The organism is Vogesella lacus, from assembly GCF_979366295.1.
This window is the reverse complement of the sequence record NZ_CEETQT010000003.1, coordinates 307,182-328,165: the sequence shown is the minus strand read 5'-3', so window position 1 is coordinate 328,165 and position 20,984 is coordinate 307,182. Positions and strand designations below refer to the sequence as shown.

The window sequence follows — 20,984 nt, the reverse complement described above, 5'->3', positions numbered from 1 at the left end:
GCTTGCGGCCAACCTTTTAACGCAAATGCAGCTTCAGAAAATCTACCGTACGCTGCCAGGCCAGATCGGCCGCCGCCTTGTCATAACGCGCGGCATTGGTATCGTTATTGAAAGCGTGATTCACACCGGCATAGCGGTATAGTTCATAGGTCTTGCGGTGTGCCTGCAATGCCATTTCAAAACGGTCAATCCCGGCATTGATCCGCTCATCCAGCCCGGCGTAATGCAGCATCAAGGCTGCCTGGATATCCGGCACCTGCGCCACCGGTGGCTGCGCACCGTAATACGAAACTGCTGCTTTCAGCTCTGGTGAACGGCTTGCCAGTGCCGCTGCCTGCCCGCCGCCCCAGCAAAACCCGACACAGCCGACCTTGCCATTTCCCTGCTCCTGCAGCCAGCTGACCGCCATTTGCGAAGTCGAAAGTGCCGCGCTGCCAGGCAGCTTGCCGATACCATCGCGTGCCGCATCCTCGTCAAGTGGCGTACCGCCCTGTACCGAAAGATAATCCGGTGCCAACACCAGAAAGCCCGACAGCGCCAGCTTGCGGGCCACATCCTTGATATGCGGGTTCAATCCGCGATTCTCGTGAATCACGATCACGGCAGGCAGGTTTTTGCCCCCCTTGGGCCACACCAGATAACCATTCAGCGCATGATTATCCAGGCGCCCAAACGTCACCTGTGAGCTATCCAGCCGGGCATCTGTCTCGGCCACCTGGGCTGCCTGCGCATAATTGTTCTGCAACAAGCCCAATGCCGAAGTCACCGCAAGGGATGAGCCCAGCACTGAAGCCATCTTGCCCATGAACTCGCGCCGCGGAATCTCGCCATGAGTAAAGCGGTCATAAAGAGCAATCACTGCCTGATCCAACTCTTGCTTACGCAACGACATCGTTTACCTCCGGCCATTCATTTGGACAAAATTACTCGTTCGCATCATACAAGCCTGCACATGCAGCACGGCATTATTCTCGTAATAGCTTGTTCTTTTAAGCCGGGCATAGGAAAATTCTGCCCATTCCGGTTAATGAAAGGTGCCGCTTGCCGGCACCTTTTTTTCGTATATTGGGCAAATGGTGAAACAGGACTTTCTCTCCCGCATTCAGGATAAAACCGCCGTTATCGGCATCGTAGGTTTGGGCTATGTCGGCCTGCCGCTGATGCTGCGCTTTGCCGAGGTCGGCTTTAAGGTTTTAGGCTTTGATATCGACCAGCGCAAGGTGGATACCCTGCATCAGGGCAACAGCTATATCGAACACATCAGCAGTGACAGCATCCGTCAGGCGCTGGATCGCGGCTTCGAGGCCACGACGGACTTCGCCCGCGCCGGTGAGGCCGACGCGCTGATCCTGTGCGTACCGACGCCGCTGAACAAATACCGCGAGCCAGACCTGTCCTTCGTGATCAACACCATCGACAGCCTGGTGCCGCATCTACGCGCCGGCCAGCTGGTTTCGCTTGAGTCCACCACCTACCCGGGTACTACCGACGAAGAATTGCTGCCACGCATCGAATCGCGTGGCTTCAAGATCGGCGAAGATGCCTTCCTGGTGTTCTCGCCTGAACGTGAAGATCCGGGCAATCCGGACTTCACCACCCGTACCATTCCGAAAGTCTGTGGCGGCGTCACCGAGGCTTGCCAGGAAATCGGCGTCGCACTTTACAGCGCCGTGATCGACAAAGTGGTGCCGGTGTCGTCCACCCGTGCCGCTGAAATGACCAAGCTGCTGGAAAACATCCACCGTGCCGTCAATATCGGCCTCGTCAACGAGATGAAAATCGTTGCCGACAAGATGGGCATCGATATTCACGAAGTGATCCGCGCCGCGGCCACCAAGCCTTTTGGCTTCGTGCCCTACTACCCGGGCCCGGGCCTAGGCGGTCACTGCATTCCGATCGACCCGTTCTACCTGACCTGGAAAGCGCGCGAATACGGCGTGCACACCCGCTTTATCGAGCTGGCCGGCGAAGTCAATTCGGCCATGCCGGACTATGTGGTGAGCAAGTTGGCCGCAGCCCTGAATCAGCGCAAGAAGGCCATCAATGGCAGCCGCGTGCTGGTGTTGGGCATTGCCTATAAGAAGAACGTGGATGATATGCGCGAAAGCCCGTCGGTATTCCTGATGGAAAAACTGCGCGATCTGGGCGCCGAGATCAGCTATAGCGACCCGCACGTGCCGGTGTTCCCGACCATGCGCGAGCATCACTTCGAGCTGAGCAGTGTCGAGCTGACTGCCGAATCGCTGGCCAGCTACGATTGCGTGCTGCTGGCGACCGACCATGACAAGTTCGACTATGCGCAAATCCTGCAGCACGCCCAGCTGATCGTCGACAGCCGCGGCAAATACCTGCAGCCTGCGGCCAACGTCGTCAAGGCTTAAGCAGTAGATGCAAAAAAACAGGCCCGGAAGGGCCTGTTTTTTTAGTTACCGCTGCCAGCGATAGTAGAGATATACGGCAAGACCGGCTCCTGCCATATCGGCCAGCGCGTCGGCCAGCTCGGCACTGCGCGTCGCCGTCAGTGCTTGCCCCAGTTCGGAAATCACCGCCCAGGCAAGACACAGCAGCAAGGTCTTGCGCCAAACTGCCACACGCGCCGGCATGGCATAGAGCAGACTCGCCGCCCACAGCGCAAACAGCACGAAATGGCCGATCTTGTCGCCATAAGGCAGACCGGAAGGCTCGCCGGCCGGTTTCAGCCACAACAGCCATACCGACAGCAGCCAACACAGCACGGCTGGCAAACAGCGATAGCGCAGCAGCACGGCCGGCAGCGCCATCAGCGACGCACCTCGATCATCTCGACGCTGCGCAAGGCCAACAGATCACGACCACCGGCATAGCTGATCGATGACTGCAGGTCTTCCTGCAGCTCGTTCAGCACCCGCCCCATCGAGCCCTTGTACTCGACCAGGATCTTCTTGCCTTCGACGTTCTTGTACTCGCCCTTGTTGAACTGCGAGGCACTGCCAAAGTATTCCTTGTAGTGCTTGCCGCCGATTTCGACGATCTCGCCAGCCGATTCGTCATAGCCGGCAAACATCGAACCCGCCATGATCATGGTGGCACCGCACACCAGCGCTTTGGCCACATCACCGTGCTCGACGATGCCGCCATCGGCAATCACCGGCACCGACACTGCGGCCGCACAATCCAGCACAGTCGAAATCATCGGGCGGTGAAAACCGGTCTTGTTCTTGGTGATGCAGACACGACCACCGGCAATGCCGGCCTTGATCGCGTCACAACCCCAGGCTTCCAGATCACGCGCCGCGTCGGCCGTAGCCACATTGCCGCCAATCAGGAAACTGCCAGGAAACTCGGCCTTGATATGCTTAATCATGCGCTCTGCCTTCACGCACCAGGCATTGGCAATATCCAGCGTGATGTATTCCGGCGTCAGGCCGGCAGCTTTCAGTGCGGCCAACTGTTCGTGGGTGTCTTCGTTGACGCCGACGCTGATCGAAGCGAACAAGCCCTTCTGCTGCATGTCACGCACAAAAGCCACGGTGTCGACATTGAAGCGGTGCATGGTATAGAACCAGCCGCGACGGGCAAAAAATTCACAAGTCTCGGCATCCACCACGCTCTTCATGTTCGAGGCATACAAGGGCATGGTAAAGCGGCGTGGACCAAACGCCACCGAGGTATCGCACTCCTTACGGCTGTCTACGACGGTTTTCTTCGGAACAAGGTATACATCACCGTAATTGAGTTCGGTCTTGATCATGGTTTTACTCCAGTTTGCATTCGGGAAACCCCTGGCCAAGCTTGTGCCAGGAGTGCCGCATTGCCGTTCCGGATAACAATGCGGATTTGGGAGCCCCCAAATAAAAAGCGGAAGCCACCAGGCTTCCGCTTGCAATTTTCCCGCCCGTCAGCGCGCAGTGGCGCAGGGCAAACGTTGGTGAATTTACCGGCGAGCCGATGGGCCGTCAAGCACTAATTATCCAGCCACGACAAAATAGGTTCCCACGCTTCCAGATCGCGCTTGACTCGCCCTTGTGGCATATCAAACAGGCTCAGGCCATTACCGGCAGCCTGCACATACAGCTGGGTATCACGCAAATAGCCCAGCACCGGCACCTCGTAGCCTTCCAGAAACTGCTCGAGCTCCTTCGCCCAGCGAGTGCGCGGATCAATGCGCATGCCAACCACGCCGACAAAAGTCTTTTCCTTGCGGACGGCTTTTTCCTCGAGCAAGACCGTAAAAAAATCCCGGCTGGCCCAGATGTCAAACGGCGACGGCTGGATAGGCACAATGACACGATCTACCTTTTTCACCAGTGATTTCAACAACTTGCCATCCAAGCCCGCAGGACTATCGAGGATGATCACCTGCGTACCCTTGGGCGGCTTTGCCAGCCCTTCCAGCATCTGCCAGCCGCTGACGTTGGCCGCAAGCTCAGGCCGCCGCGCCAGCCACTGCAATGAAGACTGCTGCTTGTCCACATCACCCAGCATTACCTGCGTGCCCTGCCCGGCATAAAAACCGGCCAGATTGGTAGACAACGTTGACTTGCCACTGCCACCCTTCGGGTTTGCCACCAGAATCGAATACGCCATCTTGTTTTAATTGCCTATCATGCCCGTCGACAGCAGCAAGCTTACGCCAAAATCGGTCAGAATAGTCACTCGTCCCCTCTGCGCAAAATCATGATCAACAAGCTGAACGTATTATTCGACATGGATGGCCTGATGCTCGACACCGAGGCATTGTCCTGCCAGGCATGGCGCAATGCTGCCACTGAGCTGGGCACCTGCATGGATGAAGACTTGCTGCACCGCATGACCGGCCTGAATCATGCCGCTTGCCTGCAACTGCTAGTCCAGCATCCGGCCAGTCGTGACTACATGCCCGCCCTTGCCGAAAAAGCCAGACAAGCTTACCGGCAATTACTGCAGAACGGCGACATCCCGCTGAAAACCGGCATCATTCCGCTGCTGCAGTTTCTGCAGGCAGAAGGCATTGCTCGCGCGGTCGGTACCGCGACTGAACGAACTCTCGCCGAGCTCAAGCTTGGCCGCAGCAGCCTCGCTCCCTACTTCTCACATATCGTGACGGCCAATGATGTCCAGCACAGCAAGCCGGCACCGGACACCTATCTGCAGGCAGCGGCCCTGCTCGGTGCATCCCCGCAAGACTGCATCGTGCTGGAAGATTCTCCGCTAGGCGCGCAGGCTGCGTTGGCCGCAGGCATGCGCGTCATCATCATCCCCGATCTGGTCTGGCCCGACACCCATACAGCAAAACAGGCCCTGGCAATCTGCCAGAGCCTGCATGAAGCTCATGCCCTGCTACGCGGGCTTATTGTTCGTTAACGTTCAGTTTGGCGACCAGTTCGGCCAGCAACTCGTCAGCGCGCTCATTGTCCACCTGGCAAGTGCCGGCAGCCATATGGCCGCCGCCGCCGTAACCGAGCATCAGCTCGCCGACATTGCTCTTGTTACCGCGATCCAGAATCGACTTGCCGGTAGCAAACACGGTGTTCTGCTTGTTCAGGCCCCACATCACGTGGATCGAGATATTGGTTTCCGGATACATCGCATAAATCATGAAACGGTTGATAGGATGGATCAGCTCTTCATTGCGCAAATCCAGCACGGCGACCTTGCCATCAACACGGGTACAGCGACGAATCTGCTCTTTGGCCGATTGCTCGTGTTCGAAATACAGCTCGACACGCTCACGCACGTCCGGCAGATCCAGAATCTGCTCGATATTGTGATCACGACAGTATTTGATCAGGTCCATCATCAGAGCATAGTTGCTGATGCGGAACTCGCGGAAACGACCAAGGCCAGTACGCGCATCCATCAGGAAATTCAGCAGCACCCAGCCTGTCGGATTCAGGATTTCCTCGCGCTCGAACTGCGCCGCATCGGCCTTGTCCACCGCAATCATCATGTCGTCGGCAATACTCGGGAAACGCGCTTTGCCGCCGTAGTAGTCATAAACCACGCGCGCAGCAGAAGGCGCATCGGCATCGATTACGTGGTTCTGTTTGCCGGATTCGTTGCGGATGGTTTCGGAAAGATGGTGGTCAAATGCCAAATGCGCACCAGCCACATAAGGCAGGTTGGTAGTGATGTCACGATCAGTAATCTCGACCTTGCCGTCCTGCATGTCTTTCGGATGAACAAACTTGATCTCGTCAATCATGTCGAGCTCGTTCAACAGCACTGCACATACCAGACCATCAAAATCACTGCGCGTTACCAAACGGTACTTTTGTGTCATTTCCTGATTCCTTGCAAACTTAAGAACAGTCTCGGCGGCCAACTGCCAGCATATCAAGCCATATCAATCATCATATCCAAGCACAGCCCTGTCCGCCACACCGTTTACCACCCTTGCCAGCCCCGACAGGCAAGACGCATAATCTGCCGCGAAACAAAGTGCTTGCATTCTGTTGCTCCTGCCCCCAACTCGTTCAGATAACGAGCGACCGCCAGCTGCAACAAGGCTGCACCGGTACTTGCACGACTCATCAAGCACGGGGAAAAACCATGCTCTACGCCATCACTGGCACCGACCATCCTGAATCACTGGAAAAACGACTGGCAGCCCGCCCGGATCATCTGGCTCGTCTGCAAGCACTGCAAGAGGCAGGCCGCCTGCTGCTGGCTGGCCCATTCCCAAGCATTGACAGTGCAGACCCTGGCCCAGCCGGTTTCAGCGGCAGCCTGATTGTTGCCGAGTTTGACTCGCTTGAATCCGCCAAAGCCTGGGCGGATGCCGACCCCTATATTGCCGCCGGCGTGTATGCCCACGTCGAAGTCAAACCGTTCCGCAAGGTTTTGCCTGCATGAGTGACACCATCGAGCTGATGCGCACCAGGTTAGCCGCATTGAATCCTGAAGTCCTTGAAATCCATGATGACAGCGCCGCCCACGCCGGGCATGCCGGTGCCAAAAGCGGTGGTCACTACCAGCTGCTGATTGTCAGCGAGCAATTCAAAGGCCTGAACCGGATTGCCCGTCAACGACTGGTATACGCAGCACTGGGCGATCTGATGCAAACCCGCATTCATGCCCTCGCCCAGAAAACGCTTTCTCCGGAAGAAATCTGAATACATGAAGAAATTATTCGTTGCCGCCGTTAGCGGCATGCTGCTGAGCACCGCTTACGCAGCACCGGTTGCCACCGTGAATGGCGTCGCCATCGACAGCAGCACGCTGGACAACGCCGTCAAGCAACTGATTGCCGCCAGCAATGGCCAGGCCAAGGACACACCAGAGCTGCGTGATGAAGTCAAACAGCGCCTGATCAATCGCCAGCTGATTGTTGACGCTGCCAGCAAAGCCGGCCTCGACAAGCAAGCAGATTTCATCAAACAGCTTGAGAACACCCGTACCGAGCTGCTGCAACAGGCTTACTTCAATCAGGTTGCCAGTAAGGTAAACGTGAGTGATGAGGCACTGAAAACCGCCTATCAGCAATACGCCAAGCAGTTTGCCGGCATGAAAGAAGTCAATGTTCGGCAGATTATTGTCGCCAAGGAAGACGAGGCGAAAAAGCTGATTGCCGATCTGAAAAAAGGCGCCAAGTTTGATGTGCTGGCACGTAGCAAATCCATCCATCAGCCAAGCCGCGAGCGCGGTGGCGAGCTGGGCTGGGGCAATCTCTCCGCCATGGAACCTGTACTTGCCAAGGCACTCCAAGCCATTCCGAAAGGCCAGATCAGCGATCAGCCGCTCAAATCCGGTCTGGGCTGGCATATTTTCAAAGTAGAAGATATCCGCGATGCGCAAGCCGCACCGTTTGACAAGGTCAAGGGCCAGATTGCCCGTGATCTGCAAGAAAAAGCCATCAGCGATGCCATTGGCGATCTGCGCCAGCGTGCGACCATCCAGTAACACAGGAAAACAGAAATAATGACACTCAAGAAAACGCTCATCGCCACCGCCCTGTTTGCGATCGCAGGCACTGCCTTCGCCACCAGCGTCAATGGCGTTGCCATTTCCCAGCAGCGCATCGATGCGGTTGCCCGCATGATGGAAGCGCAAGGCCAGCAGCTGACCCCGGAAATGGGCAAGATGATCAAGGATCAGCTGATTACTGCTGAAATCCTGCGTCAGGAAGCCGTAAAGAAAGGCTTGGACAAGTCGGCCGAGTACAAGGCAGAGATCGAAAATGCCCAAGCCATGGCACTGGCGAATCGTGCAGTGAAAGACTATCTGCGCACCAACCCGGTAACTGACGCTCAGGCTCGCGCCGAGTACGAGAAGGTCAAGGCCGAATTCCCGGAGCGCAAGTCCTACGATTCCAGCCACATTCTGGTGAAGACCGAGGCAGAAGCCCAGGAAGTGTTGGCCGCACTGCGCAAAGGCAAGCCGTTTGCCGAGCTGGCCAAGGAAAAGTCGATCGATCCGGGCTCCAAGGATAACGGCGGCAATCTGGGTTACAACGACCCGGCTTCTTTCGTCGGCCCGTTCTCCGAAGCCATGGTCAAGCTGGCCAAAGGTCAGGTAAGCGCCACGCCAGTCAAGACCCAGTTTGGTTTCCACATCATCAAGCTGAACGACATCAAGGTTGAGGCGGCACCACCGCTGGAACAGCTGCGCCCGCAGCTGGAACAACGTATCCAGTCCCAGCGCATCGAGCAGTACATCAAGTCGCTGAAAGACAAGGCTCAGGTCAAGTAAGGCCTTGCCTGACAATAAAAAAACCGGCGAAAGCCGGTTTTTTTATTGTCATGATTCAATCATCGTCATCATCAAGCTGACACCATGGCGGCGGCGTCTTGTCGTTGAAGGCCTTGATACCGGCCTGCTGCTCCGCGGTGCCAATCAAGGTCAAGGCAACCCGCTTCTCGTCAGCAAACTGCTGGTCCAGCGAAACCATGGCGCTTTGTTCGATCAGCGCACGGGCAGCCCTCACCGCAGCCGGAGACTGCTGGCGAACCTTGCCAGCCACACTCAAGGCAGTGATCTTGGAAAGGCCGATATCAACGACCTCTTCAACCAGACCAATCTGCAATGCCTTCTGCGCACTGACAAACTCGCCCCCCATGATCAAGCGCTTGGCCCAAGCCACGCCAACGCGATCCGTCAGCAATTTGGTGCCACCCGCACAAGGAATCAAGCCGACCTTTGCCTCAGGCAAGCCCAGCTGGATACCCTTTTCGGCCACGATATAGTCACATGACAAGGCGCATTCCAGGCCGCCGCCCAGAGCGTAACCGTTAACCGCCGCAACCGTCACACCCGGAAAATGGCGAATCGAGTCAAATGCCAGCTTGAAAGCATCCAGTACCTTGTCGGCATGGGCCGCGGCCTCGCCTTCAAACATCGCCAGATCCGCTCCTGCTGAAAAAAAGCGCTCGCCTGCACCGGTAATGACTACCGCGCGCACCGAGCCATCTTGCGCCAGCGTGTCCATCGCCTTGGCTAGCCCTTGCAGGGATTCAATAGTCCAGACATTAGCAGGCGGATTATTGATGGTTACAATCGCCGACTGCCCCAGTCTCTCTACGGTAATTCTTTTTGTCATGTAGCTCCCCCCGGTTTTGTCAGGATTGGCAGACTTGCGTCAGCCCATACTCAATATTGCTATGCAGACCGAACCGAGTATTCTGTGGACAATGACGCATAATTTCTAGCTTTAACGATGGACTATGTTCATGATTTTGCAAGTTACTACGTTCCGCTTATTCACCTAATATATATTGCCACACAGAATATTCCATATTCATTTCAACTGATTGCAGCATGTTAGCCGGCTCACGCAAGTCATGCCCTGCTACAATTCCGGATCTTCATTGTCATTTCTGCAGCCATGCTGGATTTCAGCCTCTTCTCACTCTTTCTTGCCGGTCTGCTAGGCGGCGTGCACTGTCTTGGCATGTGCGGTGGCATCGTGACGGCCATGTCGATGCAACAGCAACAGAGCAAGCTGCCCATGCTGCTGGCCTACAACCTTGGCCGCATTGCCAGCTATACCCTTGTTGGCCTGCTACTCGGCGGCCTGGCGCAATGGGGTATCAACCAGATGGCGTATCGGCCGCTGCAGATCGGACTATTTGTTGCAGCCAACCTGCTGCTGGTGCTGCTGGGCCTGTATCTGGCGGGTCTTTCCAGCTGGATGAACAAGATTGAAAAACTGGGAAGCCCGCTGTGGAATCAACTGCGTCCGGCCGCGATGAAGTTGCTGCACGTTCGCCACCCCGGTCAAGCCCTGCTGGCCGGCATGCTGTGGGGCTGGTTGCCCTGCGGCCTCGTCTACACTGCCAGTCTGGCCGCTCTTGCCTCGGCCAACGCCCGCGATGGTGCCTTGCTGATGCTGGCCTTCGGGCTGGGTACACTGCCCAATCTCTTGCTGATGGGCTGGTTTGCCAACCAGCTTGGCCGGCTGAAACAACAACGGCCAGTCAGGCTGATTGCCGGACTGGCCGTTGCGGGCATGGGTGTGTGGCAACTAGGCCACCTCGCCCTTACATCGCTGCGCTGAGCGCCTCGACATTGCTGCGGAACAGCTCGAGATAACTGCGGGCGCCCGGCTTGCTCGACAGCGCGTCAGAGTACAGCTTGCCGCCCACCGCGACACCCGCCTCGCGTGACAACTGCTCGATCAGGCGACGATCCGAGATATTCTCGACAAACACCGCCTTCACCTTCTCTCGACGCACCTGGGTAATCAGCCGTGCCACGCCTTTGGCCGAGGCTTCGGCCTCGGTGCTCACTCCTTGCGGCGACAGGAAACGGATGTCGTAGCGTTGACCCAGATAAGCAAACGCATCATGCGAGGTCAGCACCTTGCGCTGCGCTTTGGCAACTGCGGCAAACTTGCCCTGCGCCCAATCGTCGGTCTCTTTCAGCTTTTGCTTGTAGGCCGCAGCACGCGACTGATAATAGGCAGCGCCAGCCGCATCGGCACGCGCCAGCCCGGCAGCAATATTATCGACATAGCGCATCACATGGCGCGGATTGTGCCAAGCATGCGGATCCGCCTCGCCATGCTTGTGATCATGGTCATGGCCGTGATCATGATGATCCTCAGCCATTTCCAGCGGTTTGATACCCTGCGCCGCCGTGACCGTCGTGCCCTTGAAGCCGGCAGACTTGCCCAAGCGCGGCAGCCAACCCTCAAACCCCAGGCCATTCACCACAAACACCTTGGCCTCGCTGAGCTTTTTGACATCAGCCGGACGCGGCTGATAGACGTGCGCGTCCTGATCTTCTGCCACCAGCGACACGACTTTTACCCGTTCGCCACCGACTTCGCGCACCAGATCAGCCAGAATGCTGAAGCTGGCCACCACCGGCATTTCTGCATGCGCCAGCATAGGCGACAACAACAGGGACACTATCAGGACTTTCTTGCTAGCAAACATCAGGCCTCCAGATGACGTTGGCGCAACAGGCGCGGCAACAAGCCGCCAAGCGGCGCCACAAACAGGGAAACAATATAGATGCCACCAGCCAGCAGAATGATGCTCGGGCCGGATGGCAACTCGACGTGATACGACAGCAGCAGACCACCAAGGCCTGACAGCATGGCGATTGTGAAGGCTGCCACCAGCATGCCGCCGACTGAGGCCGCCCACAGCCTGGCCGCAATCGCCGGCAACATCATCAGCCCTACCGCCATCAGCGTGCCCATGGCCTGAAAGCCCGCCACCAGATTCAACACCACCAGCAACAGGAAGATCAGATGCCACAGCCCTCCACGAGCGCCAACGGCACGCAGGAAGACCGGGTCCAGACTCTCCAGCAGCAAAGGGCGATAAATCACCGCCAGCAACAGCAAGGTAAAAGTTGCGACACCCGACACCAGCAACAACGCCGCATCATCCACTGCCAGCACCGAGCCGAACAGCAAATGCATCAGGTCGACATTGCTGCCGCTGGACGACACCAGCAACACCCCGACCGCCAGCGACAGCAGATAGAAGGCCGCAAAACTCGCATCCTCGCGAATCTCGGTAAATCGGCTGACAAGACCAGCCAGCCCTGCCACCAGCACGCCGGCAAAGAAGCCGCCCATACTCATCGCCGGCAGGCTAAGCCCCGCCAGCAGATAGCCGATCGCCGCCCCCGGCAACACGGCATGGCTCATCGCATCGCCAATCAGGCTCATGCGACGCATCACCAGAAACAGGCCGACCGGCGCACTCCCCAGCGCCAAGGCAAAGCACGCCACCAGGGCACGACGCATGAAGGCAAAGTCGGCAAACGGCGCGACCAGCCATTGATAAACCAGATCCATCATCCTGCCACTCCATCCACCCGGCAAACCGGGGCATTGGCCAGCCAGTGCGCGGCGGTATGCACCGCCCGCTGCAGGTTGGCCGCAGTCAGCACTTCATGGCTATCGCCAAACGCCACCACCTCGCGTGCCAGCAACAAGGTTTGCGGGAAGTGCTGTTTGACTTGTTCTTCGTCGTGCAACACGGCAATCAGCGTGCGCCCTTCGGCCTTCCAGCGCTCGACCAGCTGCAGCAGTTGCGCGGTCGTCGCCGCATCCATCGCATTAAATGGCTCGTCAAGCAGGATCAGCGGCGCATCCTGCACGAGGATGCGGGCAAACAGCACGCGCTGAAACTGGCCGCTAGACAGCGCTGCAACCGGGCGCAAGGCAAAGTCTTCCAGCCCCACCGCCACCAGCGCATTCCACGAAGCCTCGTCCTGCTTGCGGCCAACCCGGCCAAACAGGCCGCAGCGCTGCCAATGGCCGCTGCTGACCAGGTCGATGACCGACACTGGCAGACTGCGGTCGATTTCCGATTGCTGCGGCAGATAGGCCATCTCGCGCGCAGCCAGACCTGGTGCCAGCACACGGCCGCCATCCAGCGGCAAAGCCCGGGTCATAGCCTTGAGCAAGGTGCTCTTGCCGGCACCATTCGGGCCGAAAATCGCCGTCGCCGTACCCTTGGCGAAATGGGCATTCACATGATGCACGGCCGGGTGGCGACGATAAGAAACCGTGAGATTTTCCAGCGTAATCATGCGACCTCCTGCAAGGCCCAGCACACCGCCAGCCACAGCAACAACAAGGGTAGCGCCGCCAGCAGCAGACGCTGCCAGACCGACATCGCCATCAGCCGCCAGCGCGGCAAATGGGCATGCTCGCCTGGCGAGTGAGGATGCGGATGGGAATGGGCATGCCCGGCATGATCATGCTCATGCCCGTGATGAGAGTGTGACATGGCTTAGTCCTGTGTCTGCCCGGCGGGCAAGATGCAAGCCTTCACTGCCGCCTCGATTGCGGCAGCATCCAGCTCGCTGGCAATCAGCTCGAAGCGACTGTCGCGCCGCCACGCCACCTGATTGGCCGCCCACTGGCCCTCGGTCCAGTTCAGCCACAACCAGGTATCCAACACGCGAAAAACCCCCTTGGCGCGCACCAGGCCTTTTACCATCTGCGGCAGCTGATCGAAGAAGTCGGTCAGTGCCTCGCCCGAGAACTCGGCATCCGGTGCGAAAGTCCAGCCTTGCGACTGCCAGCCACTGGCCTCACCCGGCTTCACCGCCGGCCGGTAGCGCGACTTTGGCTGAACCTCAAGATCCAGCCATGCAGGGTTGGCCGCACCATGACTGATCTCGGCAATCAGCGACTTGGGCGGGAACAACGCCGCAGCTTTCTCGCGATAAGTCTGCAGGGTTTCGGCATCGGCCAGATCGCCCTTGGTGGCCAGCAGGACATCGGCGATCATCACCTGATCGCGATACAGGGGCTGGCGGAAATAGTCGTTATTGACGAACTGGCGCGGGTCAACCAGGGTCACCACCGCGCCGATTTCGAGCGCTTTGCCCAGCGGTTCGGCGCGTAATTCGTCGATCAGTCCTGCCGCATGCGCAAGGCCGCTGGCCTCGATGATCAGGCGGTCAGGGCGCTCGCGGCGCAGCAGCGTCGCCACCGTCACCGTCATCTGCGGGCCGGCCACGCAGCACAGGCAACCGCCGGCAATCTCGGCTACCGGCAATTCGCCATTGTCCAGCACCGCGCCATCAATGCCGATCTCGCCAAACTCGTTGACGATGATCGCCCATTTTTCGCCTTCCGGCCGCTGGCTGATCATATGGCGCAAGGCCGTGGTCTTGCCGACACCCAAAAAGCCGGTCAGCACGTTTACAGTGGTTTTTTTCATGCGGTACACGACCGGCAATGCCCGGTCAGCAACAAATTCTGTTCGGTAATCACAAAGCCGCGCTCGTCGGCCTCCTCACGCAGGGCAGTAAATGCCGGCGAGGCATCCAGCTCGCTGACCTTGCCGCAAACCGAGCACACCAGGATCAGCCCCTGATGGTGACAACCGACGTGACGACAAACGATAAAGCCATTGAGCGCATCCACCTTGTGCAGGAGGCCAACTTCCACCAGGAAGTCGAGCGCGCGATAGACGGTAGGCGGGGCGGCAATGCCGCGCTCCTGCTGTAATTCGGCCAGGATCTGGTAAGCCTTGACCACGCCATCATGTGCGAGCACCAGCTCGAGCACACGCCGGCGCAAAGCCGTCAGCCTGGCACCTTGCCGGCTGCAAAGCTCTTCGGCCGCCGCCAGAAAAGTCATGCTATTCATGCTTGATTGGCCACAATAATGAAATCAATTCTCAAATGTTATCGTGTAACACCCTGTTTAACAACCCTTAATCAGCGCAAGCCACAGTCCAGAACAACGACATGCTAAGCTGGCACAACCCTCGCCAAGTCACTTCAATAAAGGAGAACCCATGAAAGCGATTACCCTGGCGCTGGCAGCGCTGCTGACCACCTCCGCCATCGCTCACGCCGCCGACCCGATCGCCGAACGCAAGCACGTCTTCGAGCAGTACAAGAAGACTGTCGGCCCGATGGGCAAGATGCTCAAAGGCGATACCCCGTACAACAAGGAAGAGTTCAGCAAGCTCGCCATCCACCTGGAAAGCCTGTCGCAACTGCCGTGGCAACACTTCCCGGCCGGCAGCGACAAGGGCAAGACCGATGCCAAACCGGAAATCTGGAGCCAGCCTGACAAGTTCAAGGCTGCGGTAGACAAGCACAAGACCGAAGTCGGCAAGCTCAAAACCGTTGCTGCCAGCGGCGACCTAGCCGCCATCAAGGCCCAGTTCGGCGCTACCCAGCAAACCTGTAAGGCTTGCCACGATAACTTCCGCAAAGACTAGGCTCTGGACTACACTAGCGCAGCTTTAAAGGGTTGGCCGCGAACTATTGCGGCCAACCTTGCTCTGACACCAGCCTCAAGTCCACCGCAGAACCGAATATGAAAAAGCTAGTCCTGCTCGCCGTACTGGCAGCAAGCCTCCCGGCCATCAGTCATGCCGAGAGCGGCGCCGAGCGCCAGAAATCATTCAAGACCGTCCTTCGCAATTTCGAGCCCATGGGCGTGATGCTGCGTAGCGGCGGCTTTCGCAAGGATGTCTTTGCCAAGCATGCCGACGCCCTGAAAGCGACTGCTGCGGCACCGTTTGCCCAGTTCAAGAGCAACGCGATTGACGACGTCAGCCGTGCCAAGCCGGAAATCTGGACTCAGCCTGCCAAATGGAAGGCCGAAGAAAGCAAATTCCTGCAGGCTGTTGACAGCCTGCACAAGAGCGCCCAGACCGATGATCTGGCTGCCATCCGCCGCGATTACGCAGCGGTATCCGCCAGCTGCAAATCCTGTCACGACAGCTTCCGCGGCCCGATCCGCTAAGCGGCCGGCAGTAAAAAAGCCACCGCATGCGGTGGCTTTTTTGCTTTCAACCGGCTCAATAAGCCGATGGCGCCATGGCGGCCAACCACGGAATCCCGACATAAACCAGCGCCACCGCCAACAGCAGCCAAGGCACAGCCAACCACACTGGCTGGATCTTCGGCACAGGCAAGCCCTGATCATCTGACTTGCCATGCAGCATCGGTCGCACCAAATTCTGTCGGCGCAGCACTGCATACAGCACGATCGCCAGCAAATGCAAGGCCACCAGACCCAGCAGTGCATTGAACCAAAGGCCGTGCCAGCCGCTGACCTGCTCGGCAAGATCACTGTCGATCCAAGCTTTCAGCGGGCCATCGTAGAGATAGCTGTCGACATCGGCCGCAAACAGCCCGAGCGCAATCTGCAACAGCAAGGCCAGCAACATCGCCACCACCATCCAGCCGCCCAGCGGATTATGGCCATAGCGCTCGGCCTTGCCCTCGCGCAGATAACGCGCAGCTGCTGCCGGCGAAGCAATAAACTCGGCAAAGCGCGCGGTCTGGCTACCAAACAAACCCCAGCCCAGGCGAAACAACAAGACCGTCAGCAACAGCATGCCAAAGCGCATATGCCAGACCAGCCAGTCACCGCCCTGCTCGCCACTGAACCACAACAAACCGAACAACACCGGCAAGCTCCAGTGAAACAGTCTTGTCGGCACATCCCATATCGTTACCTTCTTCATCACCGCCCCTTGCTCATGACATGCAGGCGAAATGATACCCGCCCAGCCCGTACCGCCACAGCGCCTTTTGTTAACAGCCGTACATGCCGGCAGCGCAACAAAGTCATTTACGCTAGAATCACCCCTCCGGCCACCGCCGGGGTAACTCATTCACCTTCAGCCTTTACGGAGATCATACACATGCAACCGACCAGCCTGATCCAGGACCTGCAAGACCGCGGCCTGATCGCTCAGCAAACTGATGCGACAGCGCTCGAAGAACTTCTGGCCAAGGAATCGGTTACATTGTATTGCGGCTTCGACCCGACCGCCGACAGCCTGCATCTTGGCCATCTGGTGCCGGTACTGGTGCTGAAGCGTTTCCAGCAGGCCGGCCACAAGCCGATTGCTCTGGTGGGCGGCGCGACCGGCATGATCGGCGACCCGAGCTTCAAGGCTACCGAGCGCAAGCTGAACACCCCGGACGTCATCGCCAGCTGGGTCGACAAGATCCGCGGCCAGGTTTCGCCCTTCCTGAGTTTTGAAGGCGACAACGCTGCCATCATGGCCAACAACTACGACTGGTTTGGCGGCATGGGCGCGCTGGAGTTCTTGCGTGATATCGGCAAGCATTTCTCGGTCAACCAGATGATCAAGAAAGAGTCGGTCCAGCAGCGTATCAACCGTGAAGACCAGGGCATCAGCTACACCGAATTCAGCTACAGCCTGCTGCAAGGTTATGACTTTGCCGAGCTGTACCGTCGCCACGGCTGCGTACTTCAGATTGGCGGCTCGGACCAGTGGGGCAATATCACTGCCGGCACCGACCTGACCCGCCGTATCCACCAGAAACAGGTATACGGTCTGACCTTGCCGCTGGTAACCAAGGCTGACGGCACCAAATTCGGCAAGACTGAAGGCGGCGCGGTATGGCTGGATGCCAGCAAGACCTCACCGTATGCCTTCTACCAGTTCTGGCTGAACACTGCCGATGCCGACGTGTACAAGTTCTTGCGCTATTTCACCTTCCTGTCGGTGGCCGAAATCGCCGCCATCGAAGAAAAGGACAAGAACAGCGGCACCAAGCCGGAAGCCCAGCGCATTCTCGCCGAGCAGGCAACCGCGCTGGTACACGGCGAAGCCGCCGTGGCCGCGGCCCAGCGCATCAGCGCCAGCCTGTTCTCCGGCAGCGTGGCCGACCTGACCGAATCCGACCTCGCGCAACTGGCGCAGGACGGCATGCCGAGCGTAACCCTGCCTGCCGACCAGAACGGCCTGATCGACACCCTGGCCGCAGCTGGCCTCGCCAAGTCAAAATCCGAGGCGCGCACCTTCATCCAGAGCGGCGCTGTCAGCATCAATGGTGACAAGGCAGACAGCCTCGAGCACCAGATCGGCGACGAAGGCCGCCTGTTTGGCCGCTACAGCCTGCTCAAGCGTGGCAAGAAAAACCATACTCTGGTGGTGTGGCAATAAGCTCAACAGCTGCCCGCATCCGGCCCCGCCCCTAGCGGGGCTTTTTCATGCCCGACATGATTATCGAAACATTGACAATGTATCCGCCGCAGGCGCAGCATCAGCTGCCCATACAGGAGTAGCAAACATGAATATCGATTGGGCAGAACTGGAAAAACAGGCCAAAGCCGCCGCCCGTCAGGCGTATGTGCCTTATAGCCGCTTCGCAGTGGGCGCCGCGATTCTCACCAGCGATGGCAAGATCGTGCGCGGCTGCAATGTCGAAAACGCCTCCTACGGCCTGACCAACTGCGCCGAGCGCACCGCCATCTACAGCGCACGCGTCGATGGCATGCAGGAAATCCTCGCCGTCTGCATCTACACCCCGACCGCCACTCCAACGCCACCCTGCGGAGCCTGCCGTCAGGTGCTCAACGAGTTTGGCCCGACCATGCCGGTACGGGCGATTTGTGATGGCGAAGGCCGCATCGAGACGACACTGGATGCACTACTGCCGGGCGCCTTCGGTCCGAAAAATCTCGCATGAAAAAAGGCTGCCTGCGCAGCCTTTTTACTTTCTGACCATCCCTGTTGGCAACCATTGCGGCCACCACCCTTCACCATCAGATTGCAAAGGGTAAGCCACTGCCGCACCAGGCACCGCCACGAGATCGCCCTCTGCATCAAACAGCAGCGGCCATTGCTCGCGCAGACAGGCCGGCACACCAGCTTCCTGAAAATAATGCTTTAACGGCTTGCGGCCAACCTTGGCTGCCATACGCTCGCCGCCCTGCCGCCATTGCAACTGCAGCAATCGGCCATGCCACTCATCGGCAAAGCCGTGGCGATGACGCAACCAGAGCAGCCTACCGCCAGGCAGTGTCAGATCCTCGCCAATCCGCACAGCGGGTAGCACATCAGCGGTGACTGTGATTTCCGGCAAGAAACGGATCATGCCCTGACTGGCAAACAGCACGCCATTCTTGAGTAATAGTTGCGGTTCGGCAGCCACTGCGGCCAACTGTCGCAGCCACTCCTGCAAAGCTTCGGGCAACGGCAGCTTTGCCTCGCACCGCTGCAGATAGGCAAGCAGAACATAACGCTGGCGCACGGGCGACAGGGACAGCACCACGCTGGCCAACAGACGGCCATCCGCTGCGCTCGCCGCCTGCAGATCAATAGCCGCCAGGGCATCAGCCATCTCGGCAGCATCGTGCATGCGCTGTGCCGCACGTTGCAGCTGACTCGCCAGCGCCGGTATCCGCGCCGTCAAGCGCGGCAGGATGTCGTGGCGAACGAAATTGCGCAGATACGCTGCCGTATCGAGATTGCTTTCATCCTCGACCCATGCCAGCCCGCGCTGCTCGGCATAGCTCTGCAATTGCTTGCGGCCAACCTTCAGCAGTGGCCGCCAGATGTTCTTGCCCTGCCACTGCCGCCATGCAGGCATCCCGGCCAGCGCCCGCGGCCCGCCACCACGCAACAGCTGCGATATCAGCGTCTCTTGCTGATCATCAGCATGGTGCGCCAGCACCACAACCGGCTCTGCACACGCCGCATAGGCGGCATAGCGCGCAGCTCGCGCCTCGGCCTCCAGGCTGTGACCGCCGCTCCGCGCCAGATTGACACGCACGACTTGCAAAGCCACCAGCTGCTCTGCACAACGTTGGCCACAAAAATCCGCCCAGACATCCGCTTGCAGACTGAGCCCGTGATGGATATGTATCGCCGAAAGCGCCGGGCCGCCGCGCTCATCGCGCCAGCGGCACAGCAGATCCAGCAACACCATCGAATCAAGACCGCCGGAAAAACCGAGCACCAAAGCAGATTGGCCGGACACAAGGCCCGGCCAATCATCAATCAGCACATCCAGCAGATCAGGCTGCATCTTCCTTGAAGCGGCCATAGCTCATCAGCCGGTCAAAGCGCGTTTTCAGCAACTCTTCCACCGGACGGGTAAGCGCATCTTTCAGCTGTTCTTGCAGCACTTTTTTCAGCGCGGTCATCATCGCGGCATGATCGCGATGCGCACCACCCAGCGGCTCGTTGATCACGCGATCAATCAGACCCAGGGTTTTCAGGCGCGGCGCGGTAATGCCCAGTGCTTCGGCAGCCTCCGGCGCACGCTCGGCAGTCTTCCACAGAATCGAAGCGCAACCTTCTGGCGAGATCACCGAGTAAGTGGAGTACTGCAGCATGTTCACGTAGTCACCAACCGCAATCGCCAGCGCACCACCCGAGCCACCTTCACCGATAACGGTAACGATGACCGGCACTTTAAGCTTGGCCATTTCATACAGATTGCGGCCGATCGCTTCGGATTGACCACGCTCTTCGGCGCCAATGCCCGGATAAGCACCCGGGGTATCGACAAAAGTGACCACCGGGATGCCGAACTTCTCGGCCGTCTTCATCAGGCGCAAAGCCTTGCGATAGCCTTCCGGACGCGGCATACCAAAATTGCGCGCAATTTTTTCCTTGGTGTCCCGGCCCTTCTGATGGCCGATTACCATGACGGGCTGGCCATTGAAGCGAGCCAAACCACCTACGATGGCAGGATCATCAGCAAAGGCACGATCGCCACGCATTTCATGGAAGTCGGTAAACAAGCCGTCCACATAATCGAGGGTATAAGGACGTTGTGGATGACGGGCCACGATAGCAATCTGGGATGGGGTCAGTTTGCTATAGATGTTCTTGGTGAGTTCCTGACTCTTTTTCTGCAAGCGGGCGATCTCTTCCGAGATATCGACCACAGAATCATCCTGGACAAAACGAAGCTCTTCGATCTTGTTTTCCAGCTCTGCAATCGGCTGCTCAAAATCCAGAAAAGTCGGTTTCATTGATACAATTCCGATACGGGGTAATCGGGCAATGATAGCACGAGGCAAAATCCTTACACATACCCTGTCCGACAAAATGCCAATGCTATTTAAAACCTGAAATTACTATCCCTAACATTTTTTCAAACACCTACTTGCAAGCCAGTACAAGCTGTGTTTTAATTCGCCTCCTCGCTGAACGACACAGCGAATGCAGTGTCCAGCAACAAGTTTCAGGGCGTTTAGCTCAGTTGGTAGAGCGTCTGCCTTACAAGCAGAATGTCGGCGGTTCGACTCCGTCAACGCCCACCACGGTTGGAGCGGTAGTTCAGTTGGTTAGAATACCGGCCTGTCACGCCGGGGG

The 20,984-nt window shown here is 58.2% G+C and carries 26 protein-coding genes and 1 tRNA gene; 12 read left to right on the top strand and 15 right to left on the bottom strand.

Going from position 1 to position 20,984, the window contains the following annotated elements:
• Positions 1 to 16 precede the first annotated feature (16 nt).
• Complete coding sequence (locus ACZ9W6_RS05675; RefSeq protein ID WP_465190096.1) at positions 17 to 892, bottom strand: dienelactone hydrolase family protein; 876 nt, start codon at positions 890 to 892, stop codon at positions 17 to 19.
• Between the two features lie 181 nt (positions 893 to 1,073).
• Here ACZ9W6_RS05675 and ACZ9W6_RS05670 point away from each other — a divergent pair, with 181 nt between their 5' ends.
• A complete protein-coding gene (locus tag ACZ9W6_RS05670) occupies positions 1,074 to 2,381 on the top strand; it encodes a nucleotide sugar dehydrogenase (RefSeq protein WP_465190095.1) in 1,308 nt (435 codons plus the stop codon).
• A gap of 45 nt (positions 2,382 to 2,426) precedes the next feature.
• Here the strand turns inward: ACZ9W6_RS05670 and ACZ9W6_RS05665 are convergent, their stop codons facing one another.
• The 3 genes from ACZ9W6_RS05665 to ACZ9W6_RS05655 form a co-directional block, all read right to left on the bottom strand.
• Complete coding sequence (locus tag ACZ9W6_RS05665) at positions 2,427 to 2,780, bottom strand: VanZ family protein (RefSeq protein WP_465190094.1); 354 nt, start codon at positions 2,778 to 2,780, stop codon at positions 2,427 to 2,429.
• Positions 2,780 to 3,730, bottom strand: coding sequence for a GMP reductase (locus ACZ9W6_RS05660; protein ID WP_465190093.1), 951 nt, complete (start codon positions 3,728 to 3,730; stop codon positions 2,780 to 2,782). The genes ACZ9W6_RS05665 and ACZ9W6_RS05660 overlap by 1 nt, the downstream gene beginning before the upstream one ends.
• 212 nt (positions 3,731 to 3,942) lie before the next feature.
• Positions 3,943 to 4,566 (bottom strand): nucleotide-binding protein, encoded by a 624-nt coding sequence (locus ACZ9W6_RS05655; protein WP_465190091.1) that lies wholly within the window; start codon positions 4,564 to 4,566, stop codon positions 3,943 to 3,945.
• A gap of 90 nt (positions 4,567 to 4,656) precedes the next feature.
• Between ACZ9W6_RS05655 and ACZ9W6_RS05650 the strand changes: the two genes are divergently transcribed.
• Positions 4,657 to 5,322 (top strand): HAD family hydrolase, encoded by a 666-nt coding sequence (locus ACZ9W6_RS05650; RefSeq protein ID WP_465190090.1) that lies wholly within the window; start codon positions 4,657 to 4,659, stop codon positions 5,320 to 5,322.
• On the opposite strand, the gene ACZ9W6_RS05645 is transcribed toward ACZ9W6_RS05650, so the two are convergent.
• Complete coding sequence (locus ACZ9W6_RS05645; protein ID WP_465190089.1) at positions 5,309 to 6,241, bottom strand: exopolyphosphatase; 933 nt, start codon at positions 6,239 to 6,241, stop codon at positions 5,309 to 5,311. The two genes, ACZ9W6_RS05650 and ACZ9W6_RS05645, sit on opposite strands and share 14 nt — an antisense overlap.
• A 269-nt stretch (positions 6,242 to 6,510) precedes the next feature.
• Between ACZ9W6_RS05645 and ACZ9W6_RS05640 the strand changes: the two genes are divergently transcribed.
• The 4 genes from ACZ9W6_RS05640 to ACZ9W6_RS05625 are packed head-to-tail and all read left to right on the top strand — an operon-like array spanning position 6,511 to position 8,649.
• Entirely contained in the window at positions 6,511 to 6,813 is a 303-nt protein-coding gene (locus ACZ9W6_RS05640) for a YciI family protein (protein ID WP_465190088.1), read from the top strand.
• Complete coding sequence (locus tag ACZ9W6_RS05635; protein WP_465190087.1) at positions 6,810 to 7,073, top strand: BolA family protein; 264 nt, start codon at positions 6,810 to 6,812, stop codon at positions 7,071 to 7,073. The genes ACZ9W6_RS05640 and ACZ9W6_RS05635 overlap by 4 nt, the downstream gene beginning before the upstream one ends.
• Positions 7,074 to 7,077: 4 nt before the next feature.
• Positions 7,078 to 7,860: a peptidylprolyl isomerase gene (locus tag ACZ9W6_RS05630; RefSeq protein WP_465190086.1), complete on the top strand. Its 783-nt coding sequence runs from the start codon at positions 7,078 to 7,080 to the stop codon at positions 7,858 to 7,860.
• A gap of 18 nt (positions 7,861 to 7,878) precedes the next feature.
• Positions 7,879 to 8,649, top strand: coding sequence for a peptidylprolyl isomerase (locus tag ACZ9W6_RS05625; RefSeq protein WP_465190085.1), 771 nt, complete (start codon positions 7,879 to 7,881; stop codon positions 8,647 to 8,649).
• Positions 8,650 to 8,704: 55 nt separating this feature from the next.
• Here ACZ9W6_RS05625 and ACZ9W6_RS05620 read toward each other — a convergent pair whose 3' ends face one another.
• Positions 8,705 to 9,496, bottom strand: a complete 792-nt coding sequence (locus tag ACZ9W6_RS05620) for an enoyl-CoA hydratase (protein ID WP_465190084.1) — start codon at positions 9,494 to 9,496, stop codon at positions 8,705 to 8,707.
• Positions 9,497 to 9,781: 285 nt separating this feature from the next.
• Here ACZ9W6_RS05620 and ACZ9W6_RS05615 point away from each other — a divergent pair, with 285 nt between their 5' ends.
• Positions 9,782 to 10,453, top strand: coding sequence for a sulfite exporter TauE/SafE family protein (locus ACZ9W6_RS05615; protein WP_465190083.1), 672 nt, complete (start codon positions 9,782 to 9,784; stop codon positions 10,451 to 10,453).
• Here ACZ9W6_RS05615 and ACZ9W6_RS05610 read toward each other — a convergent pair.
• Genes ACZ9W6_RS05610 through ACZ9W6_RS05585 form a run of 6 tightly spaced genes read right to left on the bottom strand, consistent with a single transcriptional unit; the run spans position 10,437 to position 14,515 of the window.
• Positions 10,437 to 11,336, bottom strand: coding sequence for a metal ABC transporter solute-binding protein, Zn/Mn family (locus ACZ9W6_RS05610; RefSeq protein WP_465190082.1), 900 nt, complete (start codon positions 11,334 to 11,336; stop codon positions 10,437 to 10,439). The two genes, ACZ9W6_RS05615 and ACZ9W6_RS05610, sit on opposite strands and share 17 nt — an antisense overlap.
• Positions 11,336 to 12,211, bottom strand: a complete 876-nt coding sequence (locus tag ACZ9W6_RS05605) for a metal ABC transporter permease (RefSeq protein ID WP_465190123.1) — start codon at positions 12,209 to 12,211, stop codon at positions 11,336 to 11,338. The genes ACZ9W6_RS05610 and ACZ9W6_RS05605 overlap by 1 nt, the downstream gene beginning before the upstream one ends.
• Positions 12,211 to 12,951: a metal ABC transporter ATP-binding protein gene (locus ACZ9W6_RS05600; protein WP_465190081.1), complete on the bottom strand. Its 741-nt coding sequence runs from the start codon at positions 12,949 to 12,951 to the stop codon at positions 12,211 to 12,213. Before ACZ9W6_RS05600 ends, ACZ9W6_RS05605 begins: the two co-directional genes overlap by 1 nt.
• On the bottom strand, positions 12,948 to 13,151 hold the full coding sequence (locus tag ACZ9W6_RS05595) for a hypothetical protein (RefSeq protein WP_465190080.1): 204 nt from the start codon (positions 13,149 to 13,151) through the stop codon (positions 12,948 to 12,950). The genes ACZ9W6_RS05600 and ACZ9W6_RS05595 overlap by 4 nt, the downstream gene beginning before the upstream one ends.
• Before the next feature lie 3 nt (positions 13,152 to 13,154).
• Positions 13,155 to 14,093, bottom strand: coding sequence for a CobW family GTP-binding protein (locus tag ACZ9W6_RS05590; protein ID WP_465190079.1), 939 nt, complete (start codon positions 14,091 to 14,093; stop codon positions 13,155 to 13,157).
• Entirely contained in the window at positions 14,090 to 14,515 is a 426-nt protein-coding gene (locus ACZ9W6_RS05585) for a Fur family transcriptional regulator (RefSeq protein ID WP_465190078.1), read from the bottom strand. Before ACZ9W6_RS05585 ends, ACZ9W6_RS05590 begins: the two co-directional genes overlap by 4 nt.
• Positions 14,516 to 14,675: 160 nt before the next feature.
• Between ACZ9W6_RS05585 and ACZ9W6_RS05580 the strand changes: the two genes are divergently transcribed.
• Complete coding sequence (locus ACZ9W6_RS05580; RefSeq protein WP_465190077.1) at positions 14,676 to 15,107, top strand: c-type cytochrome; 432 nt, start codon at positions 14,676 to 14,678, stop codon at positions 15,105 to 15,107.
• 98 nt (positions 15,108 to 15,205) lie between these two features.
• On the top strand, positions 15,206 to 15,637 hold the full coding sequence (locus tag ACZ9W6_RS05575) for a c-type cytochrome (protein ID WP_465190076.1): 432 nt from the start codon (positions 15,206 to 15,208) through the stop codon (positions 15,635 to 15,637).
• Between the two features lie 55 nt (positions 15,638 to 15,692).
• Here the strand turns inward: ACZ9W6_RS05575 and ACZ9W6_RS05570 are convergent, their stop codons facing one another.
• Entirely contained in the window at positions 15,693 to 16,364 is a 672-nt protein-coding gene (locus ACZ9W6_RS05570; protein ID WP_465190075.1) for a cytochrome b/b6 domain-containing protein, read from the bottom strand.
• Between the two features lie 180 nt (positions 16,365 to 16,544).
• Here ACZ9W6_RS05570 and tyrS point away from each other — a divergent pair, with 180 nt between their 5' ends.
• Together tyrS and ACZ9W6_RS05560 are read left to right on the top strand one after the other, a co-directional pair.
• Entirely contained in the window at positions 16,545 to 17,819 is a 1,275-nt protein-coding gene (gene tyrS / locus ACZ9W6_RS05565) for a tyrosine--tRNA ligase (protein ID WP_465190074.1), read from the top strand.
• A gap of 127 nt (positions 17,820 to 17,946) precedes the next feature.
• Positions 17,947 to 18,345: a cytidine deaminase gene (locus tag ACZ9W6_RS05560; RefSeq protein ID WP_465190073.1), complete on the top strand. Its 399-nt coding sequence runs from the start codon at positions 17,947 to 17,949 to the stop codon at positions 18,343 to 18,345.
• A gap of 24 nt (positions 18,346 to 18,369) precedes the next feature.
• Here the strand turns inward: ACZ9W6_RS05560 and tilS are convergent, their stop codons facing one another.
• On the bottom strand, positions 18,370 to 19,686 hold the full coding sequence (tilS, locus tag ACZ9W6_RS05555) for a tRNA lysidine(34) synthetase TilS (protein ID WP_465190072.1): 1,317 nt from the start codon (positions 19,684 to 19,686) through the stop codon (positions 18,370 to 18,372).
• Positions 19,676 to 20,641 (bottom strand): acetyl-CoA carboxylase carboxyltransferase subunit alpha, encoded by a 966-nt coding sequence (locus ACZ9W6_RS05550; protein ID WP_465190070.1) that lies wholly within the window; start codon positions 20,639 to 20,641, stop codon positions 19,676 to 19,678. The genes tilS and ACZ9W6_RS05550 overlap by 11 nt, the downstream gene beginning before the upstream one ends.
• Positions 20,642 to 20,856: 215 nt before the next feature.
• On the opposite strand from ACZ9W6_RS05550, the gene ACZ9W6_RS05545 reads away from it, so the two are divergent.
• Positions 20,857 to 20,932, top strand: a tRNA-Val gene (locus ACZ9W6_RS05545).
• Positions 20,933 to 20,984 lie beyond the last annotated feature (52 nt).